The 23,252-nt window shown below is 34.6% G+C and carries 21 protein-coding genes; 16 read left to right on the top strand and 5 right to left on the bottom strand.

Annotated elements, in window-relative coordinates; translation table 11 throughout:
• Nucleotides 1-71: 71 nt before the first annotated feature.
• On the bottom strand, nucleotides 72-1,163 hold the full coding sequence (locus AABL85_RS05830; protein WP_341309464.1) for a serine hydrolase: 1,092 nt from the start codon (nucleotides 1,161-1,163) through the stop codon (nucleotides 72-74).
• A 214-nt stretch (nucleotides 1,164-1,377) separates the two neighbouring features.
• Between AABL85_RS05830 and ffh the strand changes: the two genes are divergently transcribed.
• From ffh to AABL85_RS05870, 8 genes are all read left to right on the top strand, one after another.
• Nucleotides 1,378-2,718: a signal recognition particle protein gene (gene ffh / locus AABL85_RS05835; protein WP_131540649.1), complete on the top strand. Its 1,341-nt coding sequence runs from the start codon at nucleotides 1,378-1,380 to the stop codon at nucleotides 2,716-2,718.
• Between the two features lie 77 nt (nucleotides 2,719-2,795).
• The gene (locus AABL85_RS05840) at nucleotides 2,796-3,683 is read left to right on the top strand and encodes a bifunctional 5,10-methylenetetrahydrofolate dehydrogenase/5,10-methenyltetrahydrofolate cyclohydrolase (protein WP_006256929.1); all 888 of its coding nucleotides are present in this window, start codon (nucleotides 2,796-2,798) and stop codon (nucleotides 3,681-3,683) included.
• A 193-nt stretch (nucleotides 3,684-3,876) separates the two neighbouring features.
• On the top strand, nucleotides 3,877-5,133 hold the full coding sequence (locus AABL85_RS05845; RefSeq protein ID WP_341309465.1) for an FAD/NAD(P)-binding oxidoreductase: 1,257 nt from the start codon (nucleotides 3,877-3,879) through the stop codon (nucleotides 5,131-5,133).
• 46 nt (nucleotides 5,134-5,179) lie between these two features.
• Nucleotides 5,180-5,620 carry a VOC family protein gene (locus AABL85_RS05850; protein WP_341309466.1) on the top strand — a complete coding sequence of 147 codons (441 nt, stop codon included), beginning with the start codon at nucleotides 5,180-5,182 and terminating at the stop codon, nucleotides 5,618-5,620.
• A gap of 59 nt (nucleotides 5,621-5,679) precedes the next feature.
• Nucleotides 5,680-6,921 (top strand): hypothetical protein, encoded by a 1,242-nt coding sequence (locus AABL85_RS05855; protein ID WP_341309467.1) that lies wholly within the window; start codon nucleotides 5,680-5,682, stop codon nucleotides 6,919-6,921.
• Between the two features lie 116 nt (nucleotides 6,922-7,037).
• Entirely contained in the window at nucleotides 7,038-8,069 is a 1,032-nt protein-coding gene (locus AABL85_RS05860) for an alpha/beta hydrolase (protein ID WP_341309468.1), read from the top strand.
• Nucleotides 8,070-8,161: 92 nt separating this feature from the next.
• Nucleotides 8,162-8,578, top strand: coding sequence for a hypothetical protein (locus AABL85_RS05865; protein WP_131540653.1), 417 nt, complete (start codon nucleotides 8,162-8,164; stop codon nucleotides 8,576-8,578).
• Nucleotides 8,579-8,807: 229 nt separating this feature from the next.
• The gene (locus AABL85_RS05870; RefSeq protein ID WP_341309469.1) at nucleotides 8,808-9,116 is read left to right on the top strand and encodes a DUF805 domain-containing protein; all 309 of its coding nucleotides are present in this window, start codon (nucleotides 8,808-8,810) and stop codon (nucleotides 9,114-9,116) included.
• Nucleotides 9,117-9,180: 64 nt separating this feature from the next.
• Here the strand turns inward: AABL85_RS05870 and AABL85_RS05875 are convergent, their stop codons facing one another.
• Nucleotides 9,181-9,912: a phytanoyl-CoA dioxygenase family protein gene (locus AABL85_RS05875; protein ID WP_131540655.1), complete on the bottom strand. Its 732-nt coding sequence runs from the start codon at nucleotides 9,910-9,912 to the stop codon at nucleotides 9,181-9,183.
• A gap of 205 nt (nucleotides 9,913-10,117) precedes the next feature.
• Here AABL85_RS05875 and AABL85_RS05880 point away from each other — a divergent pair, with 205 nt between their 5' ends.
• Complete coding sequence (locus tag AABL85_RS05880) at nucleotides 10,118-11,893, top strand: MutS-related protein (protein WP_341309470.1); 1,776 nt, start codon at nucleotides 10,118-10,120, stop codon at nucleotides 11,891-11,893.
• Between the two features lie 312 nt (nucleotides 11,894-12,205).
• On the opposite strand, the gene AABL85_RS05885 is transcribed toward AABL85_RS05880, so the two are convergent.
• Nucleotides 12,206-13,018, bottom strand: coding sequence for a purine-nucleoside phosphorylase (locus tag AABL85_RS05885; RefSeq protein ID WP_341309471.1), 813 nt, complete (start codon nucleotides 13,016-13,018; stop codon nucleotides 12,206-12,208).
• Nucleotides 12,990-14,015 carry a tetraacyldisaccharide 4'-kinase gene (gene lpxK / locus AABL85_RS05890; RefSeq protein WP_341309472.1) on the bottom strand — a complete coding sequence of 342 codons (1,026 nt, stop codon included), beginning with the start codon at nucleotides 14,013-14,015 and terminating at the stop codon, nucleotides 12,990-12,992. The genes AABL85_RS05885 and lpxK overlap by 29 nt, the downstream gene beginning before the upstream one ends.
• Before the next feature lie 68 nt (nucleotides 14,016-14,083).
• Here lpxK and AABL85_RS05895 point away from each other — a divergent pair, with 68 nt between their 5' ends.
• The 7 genes from AABL85_RS05895 to AABL85_RS05925 all read left to right on the top strand — a co-directional run bounded on the left by AABL85_RS05895 (nucleotide 14,084) and on the right by AABL85_RS05925 (nucleotide 22,884).
• The gene (locus tag AABL85_RS05895) at nucleotides 14,084-15,178 is read left to right on the top strand and encodes a Nif3-like dinuclear metal center hexameric protein (RefSeq protein ID WP_341309473.1); all 1,095 of its coding nucleotides are present in this window, start codon (nucleotides 14,084-14,086) and stop codon (nucleotides 15,176-15,178) included.
• A gap of 2 nt (nucleotides 15,179-15,180) precedes the next feature.
• Entirely contained in the window at nucleotides 15,181-15,960 is a 780-nt protein-coding gene (locus tag AABL85_RS05900; RefSeq protein WP_131541089.1) for a zinc ribbon domain-containing protein, read from the top strand.
• A gap of 50 nt (nucleotides 15,961-16,010) precedes the next feature.
• Nucleotides 16,011-16,841 carry an alpha/beta hydrolase gene (locus AABL85_RS05905; RefSeq protein ID WP_341309474.1) on the top strand — a complete coding sequence of 277 codons (831 nt, stop codon included), beginning with the start codon at nucleotides 16,011-16,013 and terminating at the stop codon, nucleotides 16,839-16,841.
• 49 nt (nucleotides 16,842-16,890) lie between these two features.
• Nucleotides 16,891-17,817, top strand: a complete 927-nt coding sequence (rluF, locus tag AABL85_RS05910) for a 23S rRNA pseudouridine(2604) synthase RluF (protein ID WP_341309475.1) — start codon at nucleotides 16,891-16,893, stop codon at nucleotides 17,815-17,817.
• A gap of 346 nt (nucleotides 17,818-18,163) precedes the next feature.
• Nucleotides 18,164-20,506 (top strand): TonB-dependent receptor, encoded by a 2,343-nt coding sequence (locus AABL85_RS05915; protein ID WP_286384931.1) that lies wholly within the window; start codon nucleotides 18,164-18,166, stop codon nucleotides 20,504-20,506.
• A 30-nt stretch (nucleotides 20,507-20,536) separates the two neighbouring features.
• Complete coding sequence (locus AABL85_RS05920; RefSeq protein ID WP_286384933.1) at nucleotides 20,537-21,844, top strand: DUF4374 domain-containing protein; 1,308 nt, start codon at nucleotides 20,537-20,539, stop codon at nucleotides 21,842-21,844.
• Between the two features lie 449 nt (nucleotides 21,845-22,293).
• A complete protein-coding gene (locus AABL85_RS05925; RefSeq protein WP_341309476.1) occupies nucleotides 22,294-22,884 on the top strand; it encodes an AraC family transcriptional regulator in 591 nt (196 codons plus the stop codon).
• 1 nt (nucleotide 22,885) lies between these two features.
• Here the strand turns inward: AABL85_RS05925 and AABL85_RS05930 are convergent.
• Nucleotides 22,886-23,252, bottom strand: a 367-nt coding sequence (locus AABL85_RS05930; RefSeq protein WP_341309477.1) for a DUF4440 domain-containing protein, incomplete at its 5' end; no start/stop codon positions are given.

Below are 23,252 nucleotides of genomic sequence, written 5' to 3' on the forward strand. Positions count from 1 at the left end.
CTACAAAATTAAGGATAAAAGGGAGATGGGAAAGAGCATTGTTTTAAAATTAAAGCTAATGTTTATTGTATTTACTTATTAGCGTCTTTCATCACTTGCACTATTTTCATTACAGCCTGTTGGGCATTAGCAGTCCCGCTGTTTGCCATGATGATATAGGCAGTATTCGATATTCCGTCTATCTGTGTATAGGTAAAGAATGTACCATCAGAACCGGCGTGGTCATATAGCTTAGTAGTCTCATTGATAAGACTCCCCCAACCTATGGCATATTTGCTTTGACTATTAAATAAGAAGTCATAAGTACTTGCTTTAAGGGCGTTGTTTTGACCTGCAAGGCCTTGTAGATTGAGTTGAATGTATTTGATATAATTTTCTATATTCATACTTAAGTCACCAGCAGGCTCTATAAGGGTTAATGCATAGTTATAAGTAGGAGGTACAGATTCTAGTACATCATACTGTAGGGCATGTCCCCAAGGTTGGCTTTCTAGATTGCGATTTGGCCAGCCGATGACGAAGTCTATACCTAGTTCATTGGTTAGAATTTCTTTTGCTAGTTCTTCCCAAGATTTGTTAGCTACTTTCTCTAACATAGAAGCTGCTATACTATACCCTGCATTAGAATAGGTATATCCATTAGGAGCCTCTAGTGGAGACATCGTTAATACATGTTGAGCGAAAGCTTGTCGCTGTTGTTGCTTTGTTCCTTCAAATTTAGGTAGACCAATGCGTTCCGTACCACTAGTGAAGGCATGTACTTTAGCTCTATGAGAGAAGAAGTCCTTCAGCGTAGCGTTATAGTATGCAGGATTAGCAGATTCTTTTGCCTCAGGAAACAGATCAAAATAGGTAGTATTCCATTTGATTTTGCCTTGTTCTACTAGTTTGGCAGCTATAAACCCTGTAATGGCTTTAGAGTTAGAACCTAAGTGGAAGTAGTCTTTTAGGTCAGCATTAGAAGGTGTGTTCTTTTCACTGAATTTGTGATGTCCAGAGATGCCTTTTTGAACAGTCTGATCTTTTGTTACAATGGCAAAGGCCACTTCAGGTACGTTGTACAGGTTGCGTATACTATCTATTTTAGTATGTAAGTCCTGACTGTATATCGTTTGACTACATGATAATATGAAGGCAGAGGTTAGTATAAGTAGTTTTTTCATGTTTTGGATTTATTATAAAAACTAAGGTAATGATATTCGGTTTATAAATAAGTTTTTCTCCTTTGAAAAGATTTGGTAGAGAGAAGGTAATTGGTGATAAATAACCGAAATAACAAATAATTTTTAAAAAAGTATGTTTTGTTGCTTTTGCTTTTTGTGACTTAACGAGTTAAATAGTATCTTTGGCGACTCAAAGTATTAAAATAATACCGATATGTTTGATAATTTAAGTGATAAATTAGATAAAGCCTTTCATATCCTTAAGGGACACGGCAAGATTACAGAAGTCAATGTAGCAGACACTCTAAAAGAGGTTCGTAGAGCTCTATTAGATGCCGACGTTAACTTTAAGATTGCTAAAGATTTTACTAATGTAGTAAAAGAAAAAGCTTTAGGACAAGAGGTACTTACAACTTTACAACCAGGACAATTGATGATCAAAATCGTTAAGGACGAGTTGACTCAATTAATGGGAGGTGAGGCTGCAGGTATTAACTTATCTGGTAATCCTTCAGTTATTTTAATGTCAGGTTTGCAAGGGTCAGGGAAAACAACATTCTCTGGTAAACTAGCAAACTTCTTAAAGACAAAGAAAAATAAGAAACCTTTATTGGTAGCGTGTGACGTATATCGTCCTGCGGCTATTAATCAGTTACACGTAGTAGGTGATCAATTAGGTATAGAAGTATATTCAGAAGAAGGAAATAACAATCCTGTACTAATTGCAGAGAATGCTATTAAGCATGCTAAGGCAAATGGATTCAACGTAGTGATCGTCGATACAGCTGGTCGTCTAGCAGTAGACGAGGAGATGATGACGGAGATCGCTAATATCCACAAAGCAATTACACCACATGAGACACTATTCGTAGTGGACTCTATGACAGGACAAGATGCCGTAAATACAGCGAAAGCTTTTAACGATAGATTAAACTTCGATGGGGTAATCCTTACTAAGTTAGATGGTGATACACGTGGAGGGGCTGCAATCTCAATTAAATCAGTAGTAAATAAACCGATTAAGTTTATCGGTACTGGTGAGAAGATGGAGGCGATAGATGTGTTCTATCCAGATCGTATGGCAGACCGTATCTTAGGGATGGGAGACGTTATCTCGTTAGTAGAGCGTGCACAGGCTCAATACGACGAAGAAGAGGCTCGTAAAATCCAGAAGAAAATCGCGAAGAATGAGTTTGGTTTTGACGATTTCTTAAATCAGATTCAGCAAGTGAAGAAGATGGGGAATATGAAAGACTTGATGGGGATGATACCTGGAGTTGGAAAAGCAATGAAAGATGTAGAGATAGAAGATGATGCGTTTAAACATATCGAGGCTATTATCTACTCAATGACTCCTGCAGAACGTTCTAAACCATCTATTATAGATGTAAAACGCAAGAACCGTATCGCTAAAGGATCGGGTACAGATATACAACAAGTGAATCAATTGCTTAAGCAGTTCGATCAAATGAGCAAAATGATGAAGATGATGCAAGGGGCAAAAGGAAAGAATTTGATGAGAATGATGGGGCAAATGAAAGGCATGCAAAGATAATTAAAGAAGAAGGTTTAAGGTTCATTATGAGGTTTAAACCTTCTTTATTTACTACACACAACACACATTTTATTTTAATGCAACTACTAGACGGAAAAAAGGTATCGGAAGATATCAAGAATGAGATCGCTGTTGAGGTTCAACAGATGAAGGCTCGTGGAGAAAAAGTACCTCACTTAGCAGCAGTTATTGTTGGTACTAATGGAGCAAGTTTAACTTACGTAGGAAGTAAGGTTAAGTCTTGTGAGAAAGTAGGTTTTGAATCTACATTAGTTTCTTTGCCAGAAGAAACGACAGAAGAAGAACTTTTAGCTAAAGTAAAAGAATTGAATGCTGATCCTGCTATAGATGGATATATCGTTCAATTACCTCTTCCAAAACACATTGATGAGCAAAAAATCTTATTAGCTATCGATGCGGATAAAGATGTAGATGGGTTTCACCCAACGAACTTCGGTCGTATGGCACTAGAGATGGAGACATTCTTACCAGCTACACCTTATGGAATCATGGAATTATTAGAGCGTTATAAAGTAGAGACAGCAGGTAAAAACGTAGTAGTTATCGGTCGTTCTCACATTGTAGGTCGCCCTATGAGTATCTTGTTAAGCCGCAAAGGTTATCCTGGGGATGCTACTGTGACACTTACGCATAGTCGCACTAAGAATATTGCAGAGATTACTAGAGAAGCAGATATTATCATTTCAGCACTAGGAGTGCCTTACTTCTTAAAAGGAGATATGGTGAAGGACGGGGTAACTGTAGTAGACGTAGGTATCACTCGTGTACCAGACGAGACTAATCCTAGAGGATACGTTATCGCAGGAGATGTAGACTTTGACGAAGTTAGTAAGAAAGCTGCTTTTATCACTCCTGTACCTGGTGGTGTAGGACCAATGACAATAGCGATGTTATTAAAGAATACTTTATTAGCTAGATCTAGAAGAGCTAAAAAAGGGGAATAAGAATTAGACTATTCTATTTATATATGAAGAGAGATGAGAGATCATCTCTCTTTTTTTGTTTTATTGGGTATGTATTGCGTGATACATAATGTATTTCGATTAATAAATTATAAACAGTATTGTAACATTTGTTACAATGCATTCGGTGAATGATTGATATTTTAGTATATTAACCGAAACAATATTGTAAATCATGAAAACTCATTATCAAATTCTTATTATAGGGGCAGGAACTGCTGGTATAATGACAGCAGCTCAGCTAAAGAAGCGTAATCGCAATATAGAAGTTGGGATTATAGATGCTTCAGAATTACATTACTATCAACCTGCATTTACACTAGTAGGAGCAGGAGCTTATGATAAGAAAAAAACGATAAAACCTACAAAGGATCTTATACCTAGTGGAGTAGATTGGATTCGCGATATGGTGGTTTCTATAGATGCTCATAATAATTGCCTAAATACTAAAGAAGGACTAAACTATACTTATGATTATCTAGTAGTATGTCCTGGATTAGTGAATGATTTATCTTTAATAGAAGGATTAGCAGATGCTGTAGAGAAAGGTGTAGTGTGTAGTAACTATATAGATCCAGAATATACTTGGAAGTTATTACAAGAATTTAAAGGAGGAACGGCTATTTTCACTCAACCGAATACACCTATTAAATGTGGTGGAGCCCCTCAGAAGATCATGTATCTGGCATGTGATTATTTTCGCAAGAAAGGAATAGATAAGAATACTAAAGTTCATTTCCCAATGCCTGGGAGTGTTATTTTTGGAGTTAAACCTATTGCAGAGACCTTAATGAAAGTGGTTGATAGATACGGTATTGATTTCAAGCCATTTCATAATCCGATTAGGATAGATGCTGATAATCGAAAAGTATACTTTAAACAGATGAATATGCAAGATAATAAGTGTGTGGTGATTTCGGATGAAAGTACGATCACTACAGATAATAGCATAGTAGAAATGTCTTTTGACTTCTTGCATTTAGCACCGCCTCAAGTGGCTCCACAGTTTGTAAGAGAATCTAATTTAGTAAATACAGCTGGTTGGTTAGATGTTGATTTAAACAGTTTACAACACAATAAGTATGCTAACGTATTCGGACTAGGAGATGTAGCAGGCTTACCTACAGCTAAGACAGGTGCTGCAATACGTAAGCAAGTTCCTGTAGTGGTAGATAATTTATGTAAGCTAATAGCTAACGGCGAAGCTACAAATAAAGAGTATTTAGGATATTCTTCTTGTCCATTAGTGACAGGTTATGGAAAGATGGTGTTGGCTGAGTTTAATTATAAGAATGAGTTTATGCCTGATCCTAAGTTAAAGCAAATGTTTATTTCGAATAGTGATCAAGAGCATTGGCGCTTATGGATGTTGAAGAAATATATGTTGCCCTATTTATATTGGAATAAAATGATGAAAGGGAAGCAAGTGTAGAATGGTTTTATAGAGTAAGTTGTATTTTTAGTAAAAAGTATGTGTAATGAGAAGTGATAGTATAAAATGGGCAGCTTTAGTACCAGAGTTTGTAGTATCTGATTTAGCTAGTAGTTTACAGTTCTGGTGTGATTACATAGGTTTTGAAGTAATGTATGATCGCAAGGAAGAACACTTTGCTTATTTAGGTATGGGAGAAGCACAAGTAATGTTAGAACAATATAATCCTGCTGATAGAGAATGGGAGACAGGCGTTATGGAAAAGCCGTATGGTAGAGGAATAAACTTTCAAATAGAAGTAAATGCCATAGCACCTATTCTAAAACGACTTCAAGAGGCTAAATATAATGTGTTTATTGATGTAGAAGAGCGTTGGTATAGAGTAGAAGATGTAGAGTTCGGTCAGAAGCAGTTCTTAGTACAAGATCCAGATGGCTATTTATTGAGGTTAATCGAGAACTTAGGAGAGCGAAAATTAGCTGAATAAAGTGATTGCATTAGAAGACATAAGTCAATACTTTAGTGCTGTGATAAAACATAGAAGAGATGAAAGCAAGAGAAGAGCTACAGATTAAGTGGTATAAGAAAGGCGAGAAGTATGCTAAGGAGATTAATGAGATGGTTGCTTTCGGTACAGAACACGGCTGGGAAAAATGGGATGGTAAAGAAGCAGAGGACACAAGAGGTAAACTTGCAGAAGCAGTTATTGAGTTATTAAGAGAGGCAAATGCTAATGGTACAGTAGATACTTTTAGACAAGAGTTTCCTCCTGCACACGCTCCAATTGTACAGATGTTGGATGATAATGGAAGTTATATAGGAGATATATGTTATATAGCAGAAGATAGTGTTGTTTTTATGCAAGGGACTTCTTATGAAGAAAGACAAGCATATATAGCAAAAGGAACAGAAGTAGTAGCATTAGATAAAGAGATTAAAAGCATCGGACAGTCTATGCGCAACCTTGTTTATGCGATAGCATACGCAGATAAGATAGTGACTCGTCAAGGATGGGAAGGAGAAATTATAGCAGAGTTTACATTAAATACTTTAGCGAATATAGGAATTACAAGACTTATTCCTTTTAATGATGGGCAGAAAGTCTTGTTCATTTCTTCAGAGGGAATTTATTTATTAAATACTAAACAAGAGAAACTGTTGTTTCCAATACTAGAAGAAGGGGAAGAAAACAATGGATTATCTATGGATCATGCTACTTTATCTCACGACAATGAGTATATTGTAGTAGGAGAGCAGTGTAGTGATCACATCGTTTTGGACAGTGAAGGTGATAAAGTAGGATCAGTAGGACCACAATCTGAGTATCCACATTATTGCTTGTTTACTAAAGATGATAAACAACTATTGACTAACTCTTGCCATTTTTACAATGGAATATCAATAGGTGTAGATGGAGATAAGCTAGATGGAATGGATATACCGGGGTGGGATGATCATGAGGATATTACAATATTAGATGAAGGAATGCGTGTGTATGCTGGTGTAGCTTTTAATGACTTCTATATCTTAGGAGATGCTTATGGATATATCAGAGCAATACATAAAGACGGAAGAGAGCTGTGGCAACATTTCTTAGGTTCTACCATAAGTGGAATGGTATTATCAGAAGATGAGAAGACACTATATGTAGGTACGTATGCAGGTATATTACACAAGCTGACTTTGAATAAGCCTGTAAGAGATACACATACTATTGGTACTGCCGATATTTATGAAGATTTCCGTTTGTTACTTTGGAAGAATGAGAATAGCGTATTAGTGTGGTAATCACTTGATATAAGAATGAATAAAGCTACTTTACGATATGTTAAAGTAGCTTTTTTTTATACTAAAGGTTTTGATTAAGTAGTTATCTATAGAACACTTAACTAAAACTTATAATTATGAAACACTTAATCTTATACAGTATTCTACTGATTACTTCGATGTGTATAGGACAGAATGCTAAGACTGACTTAGAAACCTATGTCCCTAAAAAAGACAATTACTCTTTTACTACGATTAAATTTAATGTACCTGCCTTTCATTGGAAAGAAAAGATAGATAGTGTTTCTTTTGAAGGGAGTCTGATTATACCTTTGACAGGCTTCGATAAAGTAGTGATTATTAAACCAGGTACAGGATATAATACACGTAATACATATAGCTATTTAGCAGAAGCCTTATTAGACCATAATGTTGCTGTATTTAGATATGATGAAAGAGAGATGGGAAATTCAGGAGGAACAGGAGGTGGAGATATGTCATATAGCCCTACGATGATGGGTGCAGAATTAGCTTCTGCCTTTCAGATGTTAAAGAAGAGACAAGAGTTAAAGGATAAAAAGATTGGTGTGATAGGACATAGCATGGGAGGGATAGCTATTATGGATGCTTATGCTCATTCTTTTGACCCTGATTTCTTAGTGATGTTATCATCACCTGTTGTTTCTGGTAAAGAGATGTTTCTATACCAACTAAGACAAGAAGAGAATGGTTTTCAAGATTACTTTGCGTATGATACTCAAGAAGAAAAAGAAAAGGTGTATAACGAATTAGCGGATTATTATATTTCAATTAAGGATGATAAGAACTATTGGAAGATGTATAAGAAAAAGATGAAGGAGATAGGATATACAGATAAGAAAACTAAAACGAGGTATCGATTTCTAATAGGACGTACAGAAAAAGATTTAGTAGCAAAAGACAATCAGGATAAGTATAGAGCGATAGCTATACCGATGTTTTATATGATAGGAGATCAAGACGTATTAGTAGACCCTATTAGCAATGTTGAGTTGCTTAAGAGTTTTCATAATAAGAATATAACAATAGATGTACTAGAAGGGGAAAATCATTTTTTCGCTGATGGAGAAAGTTATGAAATCCATCAAGAACCTAAACAAAAAATAGTGGACTGGGTGTTAAAGCAATAGTTGATTTAATTAGCATTTCAATACCTTATCTTTATCATTATATTAAGATTAGAAAGAGTAAATTAGAGGCTCATAATTTCACGCTATACCTCATGAAAAAGATAAGATACAGTATTGTAGCACTAGGTGTTACAGCGCTCTGTTTTGCGCAAGAACCTCAAGAGAAAACGATAAATGCTAAAGATAGTTTACCAACTTCAGTACAGAAAATATCAGAAGTGAACCCTGGTAATAAGGTATCTTTACAAGAATATGTGGAAGAGTTATATATCAACACATGTAAGCTATATAATAGAGGAGCTGTTCCTTTAGTAGATTCAGGAGATTATGATGTATTATTAGTAGATAAGAAGGGGAGTGCAGAGGGTAGTAAGTTCGTTAAATCAAAAGACTTAGCCTTACTCAAGATAGAAGAGGTGAAGGAAATAAAATATGAGAAGTCAAAACAAACTGACATGATGTACGGTACTAGAGGAGGTGCATTTGGGATAGTTGTTATTACTAAATAAAATAGAAGAGGTTGTAATGGAATTACAGCCTCTTTTTGATTAACTTAATTATGGTTTAACATATTTGTCATAAGGTGTCATGTGTTTTGAAATTAAAATAACTACAGTCAGTATATCTAAATAAAACTTTATTTTATCACCAATAAGTCTACTTATTACTTATATAATCGGAGTAATTTTGTTACTAGTTTTTGTTTAAATTTGACGCTTCAAAATAAATTGAATAATTGTGATAAAAGAGGCATTTTCTTATAAAGGGACTATCAACAGAAAGGCATATATCGTAAGTCTAGTAACTTACTTTGTGTTGTTGTTTTTAAGCTTCTCAGTGTTCGCAAGATTAAGTGGCGCTTTTTTCGGAATACTATTTCTAATAGTCTTTATAGGGTTACATATTTATCTTTTTGGTAAAGGGACTAGACGCTGTCACGATTTAGGTAAGAAAGGGTGGGAACAGTTTAACTTTAAAACTTGGTTAGGAATGTTATCTAGAGAGATAAAAGTGAGTAAACCTGTATCAGAACCAATAGAAGGCTAAAAAGGATATAATGGGTATTATACCATTACATCCTTTTTAGTTCCTTCGTATAAAGGGTATACTCTTAGAATACACTGTTGTTTAGAAGAGCTAACTCTTCTTCTGTAGGTTGATTTTTAGGATCTATAAATGCATTAAAAGCGGGTGTGTCATCACAGTAGATAATGTCAAAAGAGAATCTCTCATCACCATATAGCCCTCTGTGGATACTATTCGCAGAGAAGATAAATAGATCACCTCTATTTAGATTAAACACTTGCCCTCGCTCTAGAGCATCACTTGGATGACGACCATGCTGAGATAGTCGAGTGTCTTCTTCTATAGGCATATCCCATAACCGATGAGTAGCAGGGATGATCTCTATTCCATTTTCTTTCTTCAGTGGGATTCTAAAGTGAACTACATTTTCTGTCTTAATCTTTTCTTGTTGTTCTTCTCTCGAAAGCCCTGTATACTGAATATCCCTATGCCAATAGTTCTTTTGTTCCTTGTGATAAGGGTCAAAGAATAATTGAGTATTTAAGAATTTAGCTTTATCGGGAAAGATAGACTCGACAATATCTATAAGTTTAGCCTGAGCAATGAATTGGAATAATGCTAGCCTTTCTTGTTTAGTAATAAAAGGACTACTCGTAAGGCTATGACTGTTGATTAATACCTTCTTATACCCTTGTTCATTTTCTATTAGCCATTGCTTGTGAAAGTTGTTAAGTATCAATTCTATAGATGTTAATTCTTCTTCCGTAAAGAAACTAGGTAGATATAGATAACTATTTTGTTCAAAGTCTAGATACATAACGCAGTCATTAGTGATTTCATAATACGAAGATAAACTAGTGAAGTGAAATAGCGCGATGCTAATTTAAATTGTCCTATTTATTCCCTTATTTTCACAATAGATTCTCAATATTATAACTAGAATTAATGAACAAGATATTTTTATTGGTGTATATTTGTTGATGTCTCATTAGAGGCGGTATGGCAAAAAAAATAAATTATCAATGGAAATTTATAACAAAAGACAGTTATTATTTAATACTCAATATAATGCTATAAGAAGTAAGTATAAAATAGTAGGAGCAATACGCTTGGTTGTTTTCTTCGCTATTATTTATTTCTTCTATCTAGCTTTGGCTAACGCAGATACCTTTTACTTATATTTTACAGGAGGGCTTATTGTTGCTTTCTTAGTATTACTACGTGTACACGTAGAGTACTCGTGGAAGATGCGCTATGTACAGGCTCTTAAAGAGATTAATACAGATGAGCTTGCCTTCTTAGAGGAGGATAAAAGACCCTTTGACGCAGGAGAAGAATTTAAGACTACAGAACACCCTTATGCTTTTGACTTAGATATTTTTGGGCAAAAATCCCTGTATCAATACCTAAATAGAACAGCAACGTTTATAGGAAAACAAAAGCTTGCAGATTTATTAAAAGGCAAATTGACATCAGAAGCTATTTTAGATAATCAAGAAGCGATTAAGGAACTTTCTCAGAAGGTAGAATGGAGACATGAGATTAATGCTTATAGTAAATTGTCTAATCTAGATGAGAAAGCGTATACAAGATTAAAGAAGTGGAGTGACACAGCCGTAGTACCTATTAGTAAACTAGGTCGTGCATTAAGCTATGTATTACCTGTGCTATTAGGGATTTCGATTGTTTTATACTTTCTGTTAGACCTAGACTTTATGGGATATGTGATCTCTACTTTATTCTCTTTTAACCTAATACTTACTTTATCACAGATAAAGAATATTCAGGCAGAGCTAGGGGGAGCAGATAAGGTACATGAGACTATAGAGAGCTGTAGTTCTATCATTAAACGTATAGAAAGAGAGACTTTCACTACGGATAAAATGAAATCGTATATCAGTGAGTTAAATAAAGATTCTTTTCAGGCTAGTAAAGAGTTAAAAGAACTGTCTAGACTATTCGAGCAGTTAGAGACTATAGCTAATATTTTTGTGATGGTTGTCTTTAACGGTTTTGTACAGTATCACGTACACGTATTACACCGCTTTTTAAATTGGAAACAGAGCAAAGGACATCTCGTACCTAAAGCAATAGAGATCATAGGAGAGGTAGAGGCGCTTAATTCGCTAGCGAACTTCTCTTATAACAACAGACATTATACCTTCCCAACTATCAGTGAAGAGGGAGAGATGAAGTTTAAAGATCTAGGGCATCCTCTGCTGAATGAGAAAAAGAGAGTCTGTAATGACATCAATTTTAGCAACCAACGCTTTGTGATTCTGACAGGATCTAATATGTCTGGTAAGAGTACTTTCTTGCGCACCATAGGGGTTAATCTTGTACTAGCTAGTATAGGAGCGCCTATCTGTGCTACGAAAGCTACTTTCTTCCCACTGCCGTTATTTGTATCGATGAGATTGACAGATTCATTAGAAGATAGTGAGTCTTACTTCTATGCTGAGGTGAAGAGGTTAAAGATGATTATCGAACAGGTGAGAGAGGAGCCATGCTTCGTATTACTAGATGAAATACTTAGAGGAACGAACTCTGATGATAAGCAGAGCGGAACGATAGGAGTAATCCATAAGTTGATTAGGGAGAAGACCTATGGTGTGATCGCTACCCATGATTTAGAGGTATGTGAGACAACGAATAAATTCCCTGATATTCTTATCAATAAATGTTTTGAAGTGGAGATAAAAGAAGATGATTTACACTTTGATTACAAGATTAGAGATGGCGTGTGTCAGAATAAGAATGCCACATTCATTATGAAAAAAATGGAAATTATAGATTAATTTATAGTAGTAGAAAATTCAAAAAAGTCACTTCAGTGGCTTTTTTTTGTGCCATTTATTGGAGTGGTCGCATAGTTATCGCATAGTTATCGGATAGTGGTCGCATAGTTTTGGCCGTTTTTAATGCAATCACTATGCGATCAAACTACCATTATGATACTAGCACAGGACAGATGGTAAAAAAAAGAACCTGTTTAGGTACTCTGTAGTATTCTTAAAGAAAACTACACAGAGAATCTAAACAGGTCTCAAAAAAAAGAGATACTTCTGCAGAAGAAGTATCTCTTAAAATTACATTATAAGAAAAACTAATTACATAGTTTTAATTAACTCATTAATAAGCTCACGTGCGATAGGCTCAGCAGCTTCTACAGCTCTAAGTACATCTTCGTGATGTGCTTCTACGATACCTTCTTCATTCCCCATATCTGAGATAACAGAGATACCGAATACTTTCATATCCATGTGACGAGCAACGATTACTTCTGGTACTGTAGACATACCTACACAGTCTGCTCCTACAACGCGTACCATTTTATACTCAGCCAATGTCTCAAAAGTTGGCCCTTGTAGTCCGTAGTAGACACCTTGTTTAATATCGAAGTTCTTCGCTTTAGCTATTTCTTGTGCTTTCTTAACTAAAGTTCCTGTATACGCATCATTCATGTTTACGAAACGAGGTCCGAAGCGCTCATCATTATGTCCTCTTAGAGGATGATCAGGGAATGCATTGATATGATCTGTGATGATCATAATATCTCCTACTTTAAATGTAGGGTTAACACCTCCTGAAGCATTAGATACGATCAATGTTTCTACTCCCATATACTTCATTACTCTGATAGGGAATACCGTTTTTGCCATTTCGTATCCTTCGTAGTAATGGAAACGACCTTGCATAGCCATTACTTTTTTATTACCAATCGTACCAAAGATTAAAGCACCTTTGTGTCCTTGTACAGTAGATACTGGAAAATTAGGAATTTCTGAGTAAGGAATTTCATGCTCTATTTTAATATCAGCAGTAAGGTTTCCTAATCCTGACCCCAATACAATACCTATCTCAGGTTTGAATTGTGTCTTTTCAATTAAATACTTAACCGTTTCTTGTACTTGCTCCCACATAGTTTAAAATTGTTTTATCAAACTCCTCTTGATTGTTTAAAAAGGAAGTCTGAATTGGTAAATAATATAATTTATTCGAGGGGATTAGTCCATTTAAGCGGACATAATCTTTCTCTGTTGTAATAATCTTATTCTCTTTTGCTTTGTCCAAAATTAGCTCAATGTCAGTAGATGAAAAATGATGATGGTCAGGAAATGTTAAACAAATTGTTTTGTCGTCCTTTAGATGGTCAAAAAAACTTTGTGGTTTAGCAATACCAGCTACCATTAAAAACTCTTCTTTTTTTAAGTCTTCTACTGAGATAGAATCAGCCTTTGAATATGCAAGTTTACTGAATTCAATATACGTAAAAAAAGACAATTGTCCCAGTTTGAGATTTAATTTTTTAACAATCTCGTTTTGTTCTGTCAATGATAACGTAGGAGGGCATTTGGTGACGATGATGATATCTGCTCGTTTCGCTCCTCTACGACTTTCTCTAAGGTTACCTGTTGGCAACATATAATCGTTATAGTACGGCTCATCATAAGTAGTCAGTAGAATATTAAAACCACCTTTGACAGCTAGGTGCTGAAAAGCATCGTCTAGAACGATGGCTTGGGTGTCTGTTCTTCGTTTTAGGATATTCTCTATTCCGTTTACTCTTTTTGCGTCTACCGCTACAGCTATATTGTCAAACTTGTGATGATATTGGAAGGGTTCATCACCGATTTGTTCCATAGTCGTATGTTCATCTGCGAGGAAGAATCCCTCACTTTTGCGTTTATACCCTCTACTGAGAGTCGCTATTTTGTATTTGTCTTTTAAAAGTCGTATTATGTATTCCACCATAGGCGTTTTACCAGTACCACCTACACTTAGGTTACCTACTACTATAGTGGGTGTACTAAAAGAGGTTCTCTTCAATATATTTATTGAATAAAGGTAATTGCGCAGGGAAGTGATCCCGCCATATAAGATGGCAAAAGGGAAGAGTAATTTTCGCAGTAATTCCATAATACGAAATTACCAATTTTTTTATCTTTGAGAAAATATATAAATTACAGTTCAAAATTATTTGAGAAATGAAGTTAAGAGAAGTAATCACTGTGTTAGAAGAGATGACACCGTTATCGTATGCAGAGGGATTTGATAATGTCGGGTTATTAGTAGGGGACTATAACTTAGAAGTAAGTGGGATCCTAGTCTGTCATGACGCTTTAGAGACCGTGATAGACGAGGCGATAGAGAAGAAGTGTAATATGGTAGTATGCTTTCACCCAATCTTGTTTTCTGGATTAAAGAAGATAACAGGAAAGAGCTATGTAGAGAGAGCTGTAATTAAAGCGATCAAACACGATATCGCTATCTATGCTATACATACTGCACTAGACAATCATCAGGAAGGGGTGAATAAGATATTCTGTGATACGCTAGGATTAAAGAACACAAGTATATTAATACCGAAAGAGAACTATATCCAAAAACTAGTGACTTATGCTCCTCGAGTGAATGCAAATGAAGTGAGACAGGCTCTGTTTAATGCAGGAGCTGGAGCTATAGGTAATTATGATTTGTGTAGTTTTACGACAGAAGGCAAGGGAAGTTTCAGAGGGAATGAGAAGAGTAGCCCAGTCATAGGAGAGCCATTAAAATATGAAGAAGTAGAAGAGGTCAAAGTAGAAGTAATATTTGAAAAGCATTTACAAGGTAAGGTATTAAAAGCCTTGTTTGACTTAGACTTCTATGAAGAGAAAGCTTATGAGATCTATACTTTAGAGAATAAACTTCAAAATGTAGGAATGGGAATGATAGGTGAATTAGAAGAAGAGATGGAAGAAGTAGCATTCTTAGAGATGGTCAAAACCAAGACAGGTACAGGAGGTATTAGACATAGTGCGTTACTAGGGAAACCGATAAAGAGAGTAGCAGTGTTAGGAGGTTCAGGAAGTTTTGCGATAGGAGCAGCATTATCACAGAAAGTAGATGCTTATATCACCTCAGATTTGAAATACCACGATTATTACCAAGCTGAAAGTCAGTTGGTTTTGGCTGATATAGGGCATTTTGAAAGTGAAAGGTATACAAAAAATTATATAACTGACTTTCTTTCAAAAAAAATAACTACTTTTGCAGTTATTTTATCAACAGTAAATACGAATCCAGTTAACTACTTATAATGATGACAAAGAAAAAAGAATTAACCGTTGAAGAGAAGTTAAGAGCACTTTATGACTTGCAATTGATTGACTCAAGAATTGACGAAATCAGAAATATGAGAGGAGAATTACCTCTTGAAGTTGAAGATCTACAAGATGAGGTTGCTGGACTGAACAAACGCTTAGAAAAATCAAATTTAGACTTAAGTAATATCGAAGCGAGTATTAAGGATAAAAAAGCTGCTATTGAGGAGTTCAAAGCTGCTATCGTAAAATATACTGAGCAACAAAATGAGGTTAAAAACAATAGAGAGTTTAACTCATTAGAAAAAGAGATAGAGTTCCAGAAGTTAGAGATAGAGCTTGCTGAAAAACACATCAAAGAGATGAAAGTTAGCATCGAGCACAAGAAAAACACAATCGCAGAGACAGAAACTAAATTAGCTGCAAGAAAAGAACACTTAGCACATAAAGAAGCTGAATTAAACAGTATTATGTCTGAGACTGAGCGTGAAGAGAAAATCTTATTAGAGAAGTCTGAAGAGTTCAAACAAGATATCGAAGAGCGTTTATTAGTAGCGTATAACAGAATCAGAAATGGTGTTCGTAACGGTTTGGCTGTTGTATCTATCGAGCGTGGTGCTTCAGGAGGATCTTACTTTACTATTCCACCACAAACTCAAGTAGAGATTGCGGCACGTAAGAAGATCATCACGGATGAGCACAGTGGACGTATTTTAGTAGACAGTGCTTTAGCTGAAGAAGAAAGAGAAAAAATTGAAGCTATTATAGCTAAATTATAATATCAGAAAGCCTCTTGTGAAAGAGGCTTTTTTATTTCTAGAAGTTATATATGGTTAAGTGTCTAGGTTTATTGATTAATTTATTGTCGTTATTTGCTCCTAAGAGAGCATGCGCTATTGCTTATAAGTTATTCTCTACACCTCGTAAAGGACAGCTTAGTCGAAAGAGTATTCCTTACTTTTTGGCTCAAGCTCATCAAGATAGATTTGTCTACGATGGATTGAGTATTCAATGCTATCGCTGGAATCAGGAGCAATCAGAGTTGCCTTTAGTTATGCTGTTTCACGGCTGGGAGAGTAATGCTGGTCGTTGGGAAGAACTAGTGACTTACTTAGATGATCAGTATCAGTATATCTGTATAGATGCTATGGGACTAGGTCTGAGTGATGGAAGTAATCTGAGTGTTATCGATTATTCTCATTTGATGGATCATTGTTTACGAGCGTTTAGACCACAGTATGTTGTAGCTCATTCACTAGGAGCGTTTGCTCTATTACATCAGATGAGTGTAGTGAAATATGACTTCGTAGAGAAGATTGTTTTAATGGCTTGTCTAGATCGTTTTCAGCATGTAATCAATAATTATATTGATATGTTAGGATACTGGAAGAAGGTGTCAAATGACTTATTGCACTTCTTAGAAGGGTTAATTGATATGGATATGCAGGAATATGCTAGTCGCAACTTTATAAAATCACTGTCTAATCAGACATTGATTATTCACGATAAAGAGGATGTAGTAGTGGAATTGACTGAGTGTACAGTTTTTCATGATATAGCTAATCAAAAGGGAATAGAGGTTTATTATACAGAAGGATTAGGACACTCTGTTCAGGACAGAATTGTCTTCGAAAAAATTAAGAATTATTTTATGAATTAGCTTCGTTATAGCATTGTTTAATAGCGAATAAAATAGCTAATTTTGTGATATGGAAAAAATGCAAACACGTTTAAATAAATATTTGTCTGAAGTAGGTTTTTGTTCTAGAAGAGAAGCAGATAGACTTATAGATGAGGGGAGAGTCACTGTCAATGGTGTAGTGCCAGAGATGGGGACAAAAGTGTCTGAAGATGATGAGATACGCGTAAATGGACAATTAATCATTAAAAAAAATGAAGAGAATGTTTATTTAGCTTTTTATAAACCTATTGGTATCGAGTGTACTACTAATACGAGTGTACGCGATAATATCGTGGACTATATTAATTATCCTAAACGCATCTTTCCAGTAGGACGATTAGATAAGGATAGTGAAGGGCTTATTCTGATGACGAATGATGGAGATATCGTGAATAAGATATTACGCCAAAAGAATGATCATGAGAAAGAATATATTGTAACTGTAAATAAGCCTATTACAGATCGTTTTATCCAACGTATGGGAGCTGGTGTACCAATATTAGACACAGTGACTAAGAAGTGTAGAGTAGAACAGATCAGTAAGACCGTGTTTAGAATATTCCTTACTCAAGGTTTGAACAGACAGATTAGACGTATGTGTGAGTATTTTGACTATGACGTAGTTGCATTAAAGAGGATACGTATTATTAATATTTCTCTAGATGTACCTGTGGGTACGTATAGAGACTTGACAAAAGCAGAATTAGATGAGCTTAATCGCTTAATAGAGCCTTCTGTAATGACAGAAGAGGCGAGTCTAAATAGAAATCAAGAGAGTCAGCAGAGTATTCGCCGTCGAATGACTACGGGTAAAGACTCAAGTAGAAGAGGAGGAAGTTATGCTAAGGATGAGCGTAGACCTAAGAAAAACTTCGATAGAGAACGCAATAATAGCGTGAATAAACCAAAAGAGGTGAAGAACGAAAGATTAAGAAATAGAAGAAGAGAGAACTAGTTTAGTTCTCTTTTTTTTTGTTTGTGTTCAATTCTAATACCTTTTTATTTAGAATTAATAAGCTTAAAAAGCGCATTTTGTGCATAAAGTCAGAATTATTGGTAGTTCTGACTTTTTTTATTTATAAAATAGATTAGTTAATAATATGTAAATTTTAGTAAAATATTAAAAGTTAATGTGTTTTGTTTTTAGAGTATTACGATGACGATTATTGTCTGTATTGAGTTGTTATTTATATTTATTCTAAGTTGCTATGGTTGTTTAGTTATAAGTAAATATATTTGTCTTCAATTTATAATTAATCTAAATAATATAATTACTAACACAACATTAAGTTCTTAGAACAATGAAACACTATCTACTATTAATTTTTGCAATTTTTAATATAGGACAGTTTGCTTCTTTTGCACAAGATAAACCAGTTGTCATTTCTGGGGTTGTACAAGATGCGAATGGAGAGCCTATTGATTATGCTACAGTCAGTTTATTAGATACTCATCATAGTGAGTTAACAGATAATAAAGGACGATATACTATTAAAACAAAGAGACCTGGTAAGTATAAATTAGTTGTACAGCACGTCAGTTATGAATCTAAAGAGTATTCATTTGAGGTGAAAGCAGGCGAAAGTATAACACATAACTTCAAACTTGATACAAATAACTCTTTCTTAGACAATGTAGTATTACAAGTAAAACAGCCTATCGAGAAAGTTAGAGAATCTGCTTATAACGTAGTAGCTATAGATGCAAAACCACTATACAATACATCATTAGATGTAGCTGGAGCACTAGATAGAGTGTCTGGAGTGAAAGTGCGCAAAGATGGAGGTGAGGGATCTGACTATAATTTCTCAATGAATGGATTTAGTGGTAAACACATTCGATTCTTTATAGATGGGGTACCTATGGAAGGGTTTGGTAGTGAGTTTAAAATAAACAACTTACCGATCACGATGGTTGATAGAATCGAAGTATATAAAGGTGTAGTGCCTGTGGAGTTCGGATCTGATGCCTTAGGAGGAGTAGTGAATATTATCACAAACAAATCTAAAGAGACTAAAATAGATGCTTCATTTACTACTGGTTCATTCCATACATACAAGAGTCATCTGAATATGAGTAAAGCCTTTAATAATGGTATAGTAGCTCAGTTAAATGCTTTTCAGAACTACTCAGATAACGATTATAAAGTATTAGTCCCTGTGGTAGATCTGCAATCAGGAGTTTATTCTAAAGAAAAACAATGGGTAAGACGCTTTAATGACCGATTCCAAACAGCTACTGTAGTGGCTAAAGTAGGGGTGGTAGATAAGTCTTATGCTGACCGACTGATGTTAGGGTTTACTTATGGAGAAGGAAAACGTGGTGTGCAGACAGGTACTATTATGGAAAAGGTATTCGGAGACAAGAAACGTCGTTCTGTAACAATTATGCCTTCATTAGAATATAGTAAAAAGAACCTATTTATAGATGGATTAGATGTAAGTATTACATCTAATTATAACGGTGGATATAATCAAAATATAGATACCTCTTCTTATAAATATAACTGGGCAGGTGAACGTATCAAAACGTTAAAACAAGGTGAGTCTGGAGGAGGTCCTTCTATGACTAAGTTCTATGATCATAATGGTTCAACTACTTTTAATGTAAACTATAAATTAAATGACAAGCACTCATTTAGTTTTAATGATGTGATGTACTACTTCAACAGAAAGACAAAAGATCCATTAGCTGTAAAAGAAACTCAATCAGAAAAGAACAGTGAGATAAAAAGAAGTAGTTTTAAAAATATTATGGCACTGTCTTATCGCTATAATATTCTGGATAATCTGAATGTGTCTCTATTCGGTAAACACTACAGTATCAAACATACTTATCAAAGTGAAAGCACTAAAGTAGATAAAACAGGATACGGTATCGCTGCTACATACTTGTGGAAAGATCTACAGTTCAAAGCTTCTTATGAAAATACATTTAGACTACCTACTGATAGCGAGTTATTTGGAGATGGAGACTTAGTATGGGGAAATACAGGTCTAAAACCAGAACAGGGTAAAAACTATAACCTGAATATCAGTTACTCAGGTGTGATTAACAAAATACATGCAGTATTCGTAGATGCAGGTTTTGTATACAGAGATACTAAAGATTATATCCGCAGTAATCCTTATGGTTCAGGATCTCGTGCAACTAGTGTGAATATTGGAGGAGTAGAGAGCTATGGTATCAATGTGGAAGCTCGTTATACATACAATGATTTTATATATGCAGGAGGTAGTTTAACTTCTCAAAATATCAGAAGTAAACAAAAGTATACTATTGGAGATTATGGAGTGAAAAATCCATACTACAATGAGAGAATTCCTAATGAGCCTTATTTCTTTGGATCAGCTGATGTGGGGATTATCATTAAAGACTTAGGAAAGAAAAATAACAATTTAAATATAGGTTATAACCTGCGCTATATAGATCATTATAGTTACGATTTTAAAGGAATCGGTGAGGATCCTATATGGATTCCGTCTCAGGCTGTACATGATCTAAGTGCTTCATACAGTTTGTTTAATAATAAAATACACTTAACCGTAGAGGCTAATAACCTATTCGATAAACTAGCTTATGATAACTATAGTTTCCAAAAACCAGGAAGAAACTTCATGTTTAAAATACGCTATACATACTAAAATTACTAATCTATAATAAATACAATTAAAATGAAAAAAAGAGTTTTTTCGACATTTGCTTTTGCTATGATATTTGGGGCATTGTCGGTGACTAGTTGTTCTACGGATGATAATAGTACTCCTACACCTGAAGAAGGCGGAACTGATGGAGGAAATAAAGTAGAGTGGAAGTACGTGATTGGGGCAAGTGCTTCTAAAACGAACTTATTACTGACTACCAATGACCTTAAATCTGGAGAAATATCTGCTAAGGGAAATGGATTAACAGCATTAGGAACTACGGTTTATACTTATGGAGGAAATAGAGCTTATGTTTTTGAATATAGAAAAGGAGATCCTTCAGGAATGCAGAGTTGGTTATTAAGACCTGATGGGAAATTGAATAAACATACTACAGTTGACTTACCTACTCGTGAGGAGTTTATTACGAATTTCGGTAAATATATGATTGCTACAACTGGTGGTGTGAAATTAACTACAGGTGAAAAGGCTCAGGCTTTTAACTTCATTGATGGTAGCAGTGGAGGAATTAAGTATACATCTTATGTAAATGTAGAGAACATTGCAGAAAAAGGAGAGTATGCTAACTTCGCAGGTCTTGAGACGATTGGTAATGATCGTTTTGTTATGGCTATCGAACCATTTAAAATCACTAAAGATGATAAAGAAGATAATACTTCTGCTTATAGAGATAGAGCATGGTTAGCTGTTTTTAAATTTGATGAAAGTGCTACGGATGTTAATAAAAAAGTAGTATTAGAAAAAGTAGTGAAGAGTGATAAGATGAGTTTTGCTGTAGCGCGTTACCGTTCTAGTCGTGTATCTACTATCGGAAAAGCGGGTGATGGAAATGTTTACTTATTCTCTCCTAATGCTACTAATGGTGATGGAGTATCATTCTCAAGTAAGCCAAGTGCTGTTATTAAATTTGACTCTAAAAAAGGAGACTTCGATAATAACTATTACTTTAATTTAGAACAGATATCAGGAACAAAAGTATATAAAGCATTCGCTATCGGTGGGGATTATTTCTTACTTAATATGTTCGTAAGTCCTAGTAAAGCAAGTAATATGGCTGCTGCTAATAAGTTAGCTGTATTTAATGTTGTAACAGGAGACTTTAAATGGATAGAAGGATTACCAGCTGCTAATGATATCGCTGCTGCAGGAGCACCATTCGTGGATGGGAAAGAAGTATTCTTACCAATCACTGCAGAGTCAAAATCATTTGTTTATTCTTTAGATGCTACAGCTGCTAAGGCTACTAAAGGTCTTGAGATTAAAGATTTAGCTGATGGAAGTATTGGTACAATTGGTAAAATTAATGTAGAAAAATAATAATTTAATTATATAAAGTATTCGAAATAAATTAGGGTTGTTTATTATAAGAGGTTATACAGTTTGTATAGCCTCTTTTTTTGTTGAAGAATAAGGATGTAGAATAAAAAAATATGTAGTTAACTGTAAATAGGTATTAGAGATATAAAGAATCTTTGATATTATATCTTTAAATAAGTATATGTTTATCTTTAAATGAGTATTCTATTAATAAGGTGTATTACTTTTTAAAATACTTATATCGTGTGAATTGTGTTAAGTCCACCCCTTTGTCCACCCCCTTAAAGGTGACATTCTGTTATAGAGATTATACTTTTATCAAATAAACCTAAAGTTATAGTCTGCTTCATTATAGTACGACTATAAAATCCACCACCACATATTATTTGACTTGGAAGTTACTACCGTATAGGTATGGACGATAGTTGAATAATGATAAAAGTATAGATATGAAGACCTTATTATTTTTAAGTATTATCATCAATAGAACAATGGAGTGTGCCTCTCTATTAAAGAAAAGTATGATATGGAGTATAAATGAGAAACTATTTAGTAGTTCAATAGAATCAAAAAGATTGCTAAGAAGAGTTAGAGATTATTCTTTACAGGAAGAGATGCTACAAATAAGTGATGATTCTAATATACAAACTAATTATATGTCTATAGGCATGGAGAGTTATCTGTGTCAAAAAATAAAAGAGTTTGAGAAACAAAAAAAATACTTAGATAAATCAATATCACTGAGTAATCTTTCTGCTAGTTTAGGAGTTAATCATCGCTATGTGTCTTACTATATTAATATGTATAAAGAAAAAGACTTTGCTACGTATATTAATGAATTGAGGATTTCTTATATGGTAGATACTTTATCAACTAAACCACATTATCTGACGTATAAGATAAGTTATTTAGCAGATAAGAGCGGTTTTGCTTCTCATAGTCGTTTTACGATTAATTTTAAAAAATATACAGGTGTATTGCCTTCAGAGTATATTAGTGAGTTAAAACAGAAAAAGGCCATGGAAGGATGTAATATTTAAACTAGTCTTTACTTTTAAATTGATTATAATTCACTGCTTCAAAAGAACCATCTTCCTTTTTAATAAAAGTCTCTTTACCACTCTGTATTTCGGCATTCTGAGCTGCTATACAGTACCAATTGTTTTCTATTTTCTGAGTTACGAAAATGAATAAGTTGTTTCTAAGTTGAGGAGTTTCATTTTCTTTTAATGCCGATTGATTACTTAATTGTAGTCTTGCATGTACAATAGCTATAGTGTCTGTTAAGTATCTGATTTTAGTTCTTTTGATTATTAGTGTAGATTCTTTGAAAATTACTCGTAGGCCATAATCTGTAGATTCCTGAGAAAGTGACCATGTCATTCCGGTGGAAAGTGACCACCTAAAA

Origin of the sequence: Myroides odoratimimus (assembly GCF_038039805.1) — a bacterium.
GTDB lineage: Bacteria > Bacteroidota > Bacteroidia > Flavobacteriales > Flavobacteriaceae > Flavobacterium > Flavobacterium odoratimimum_B.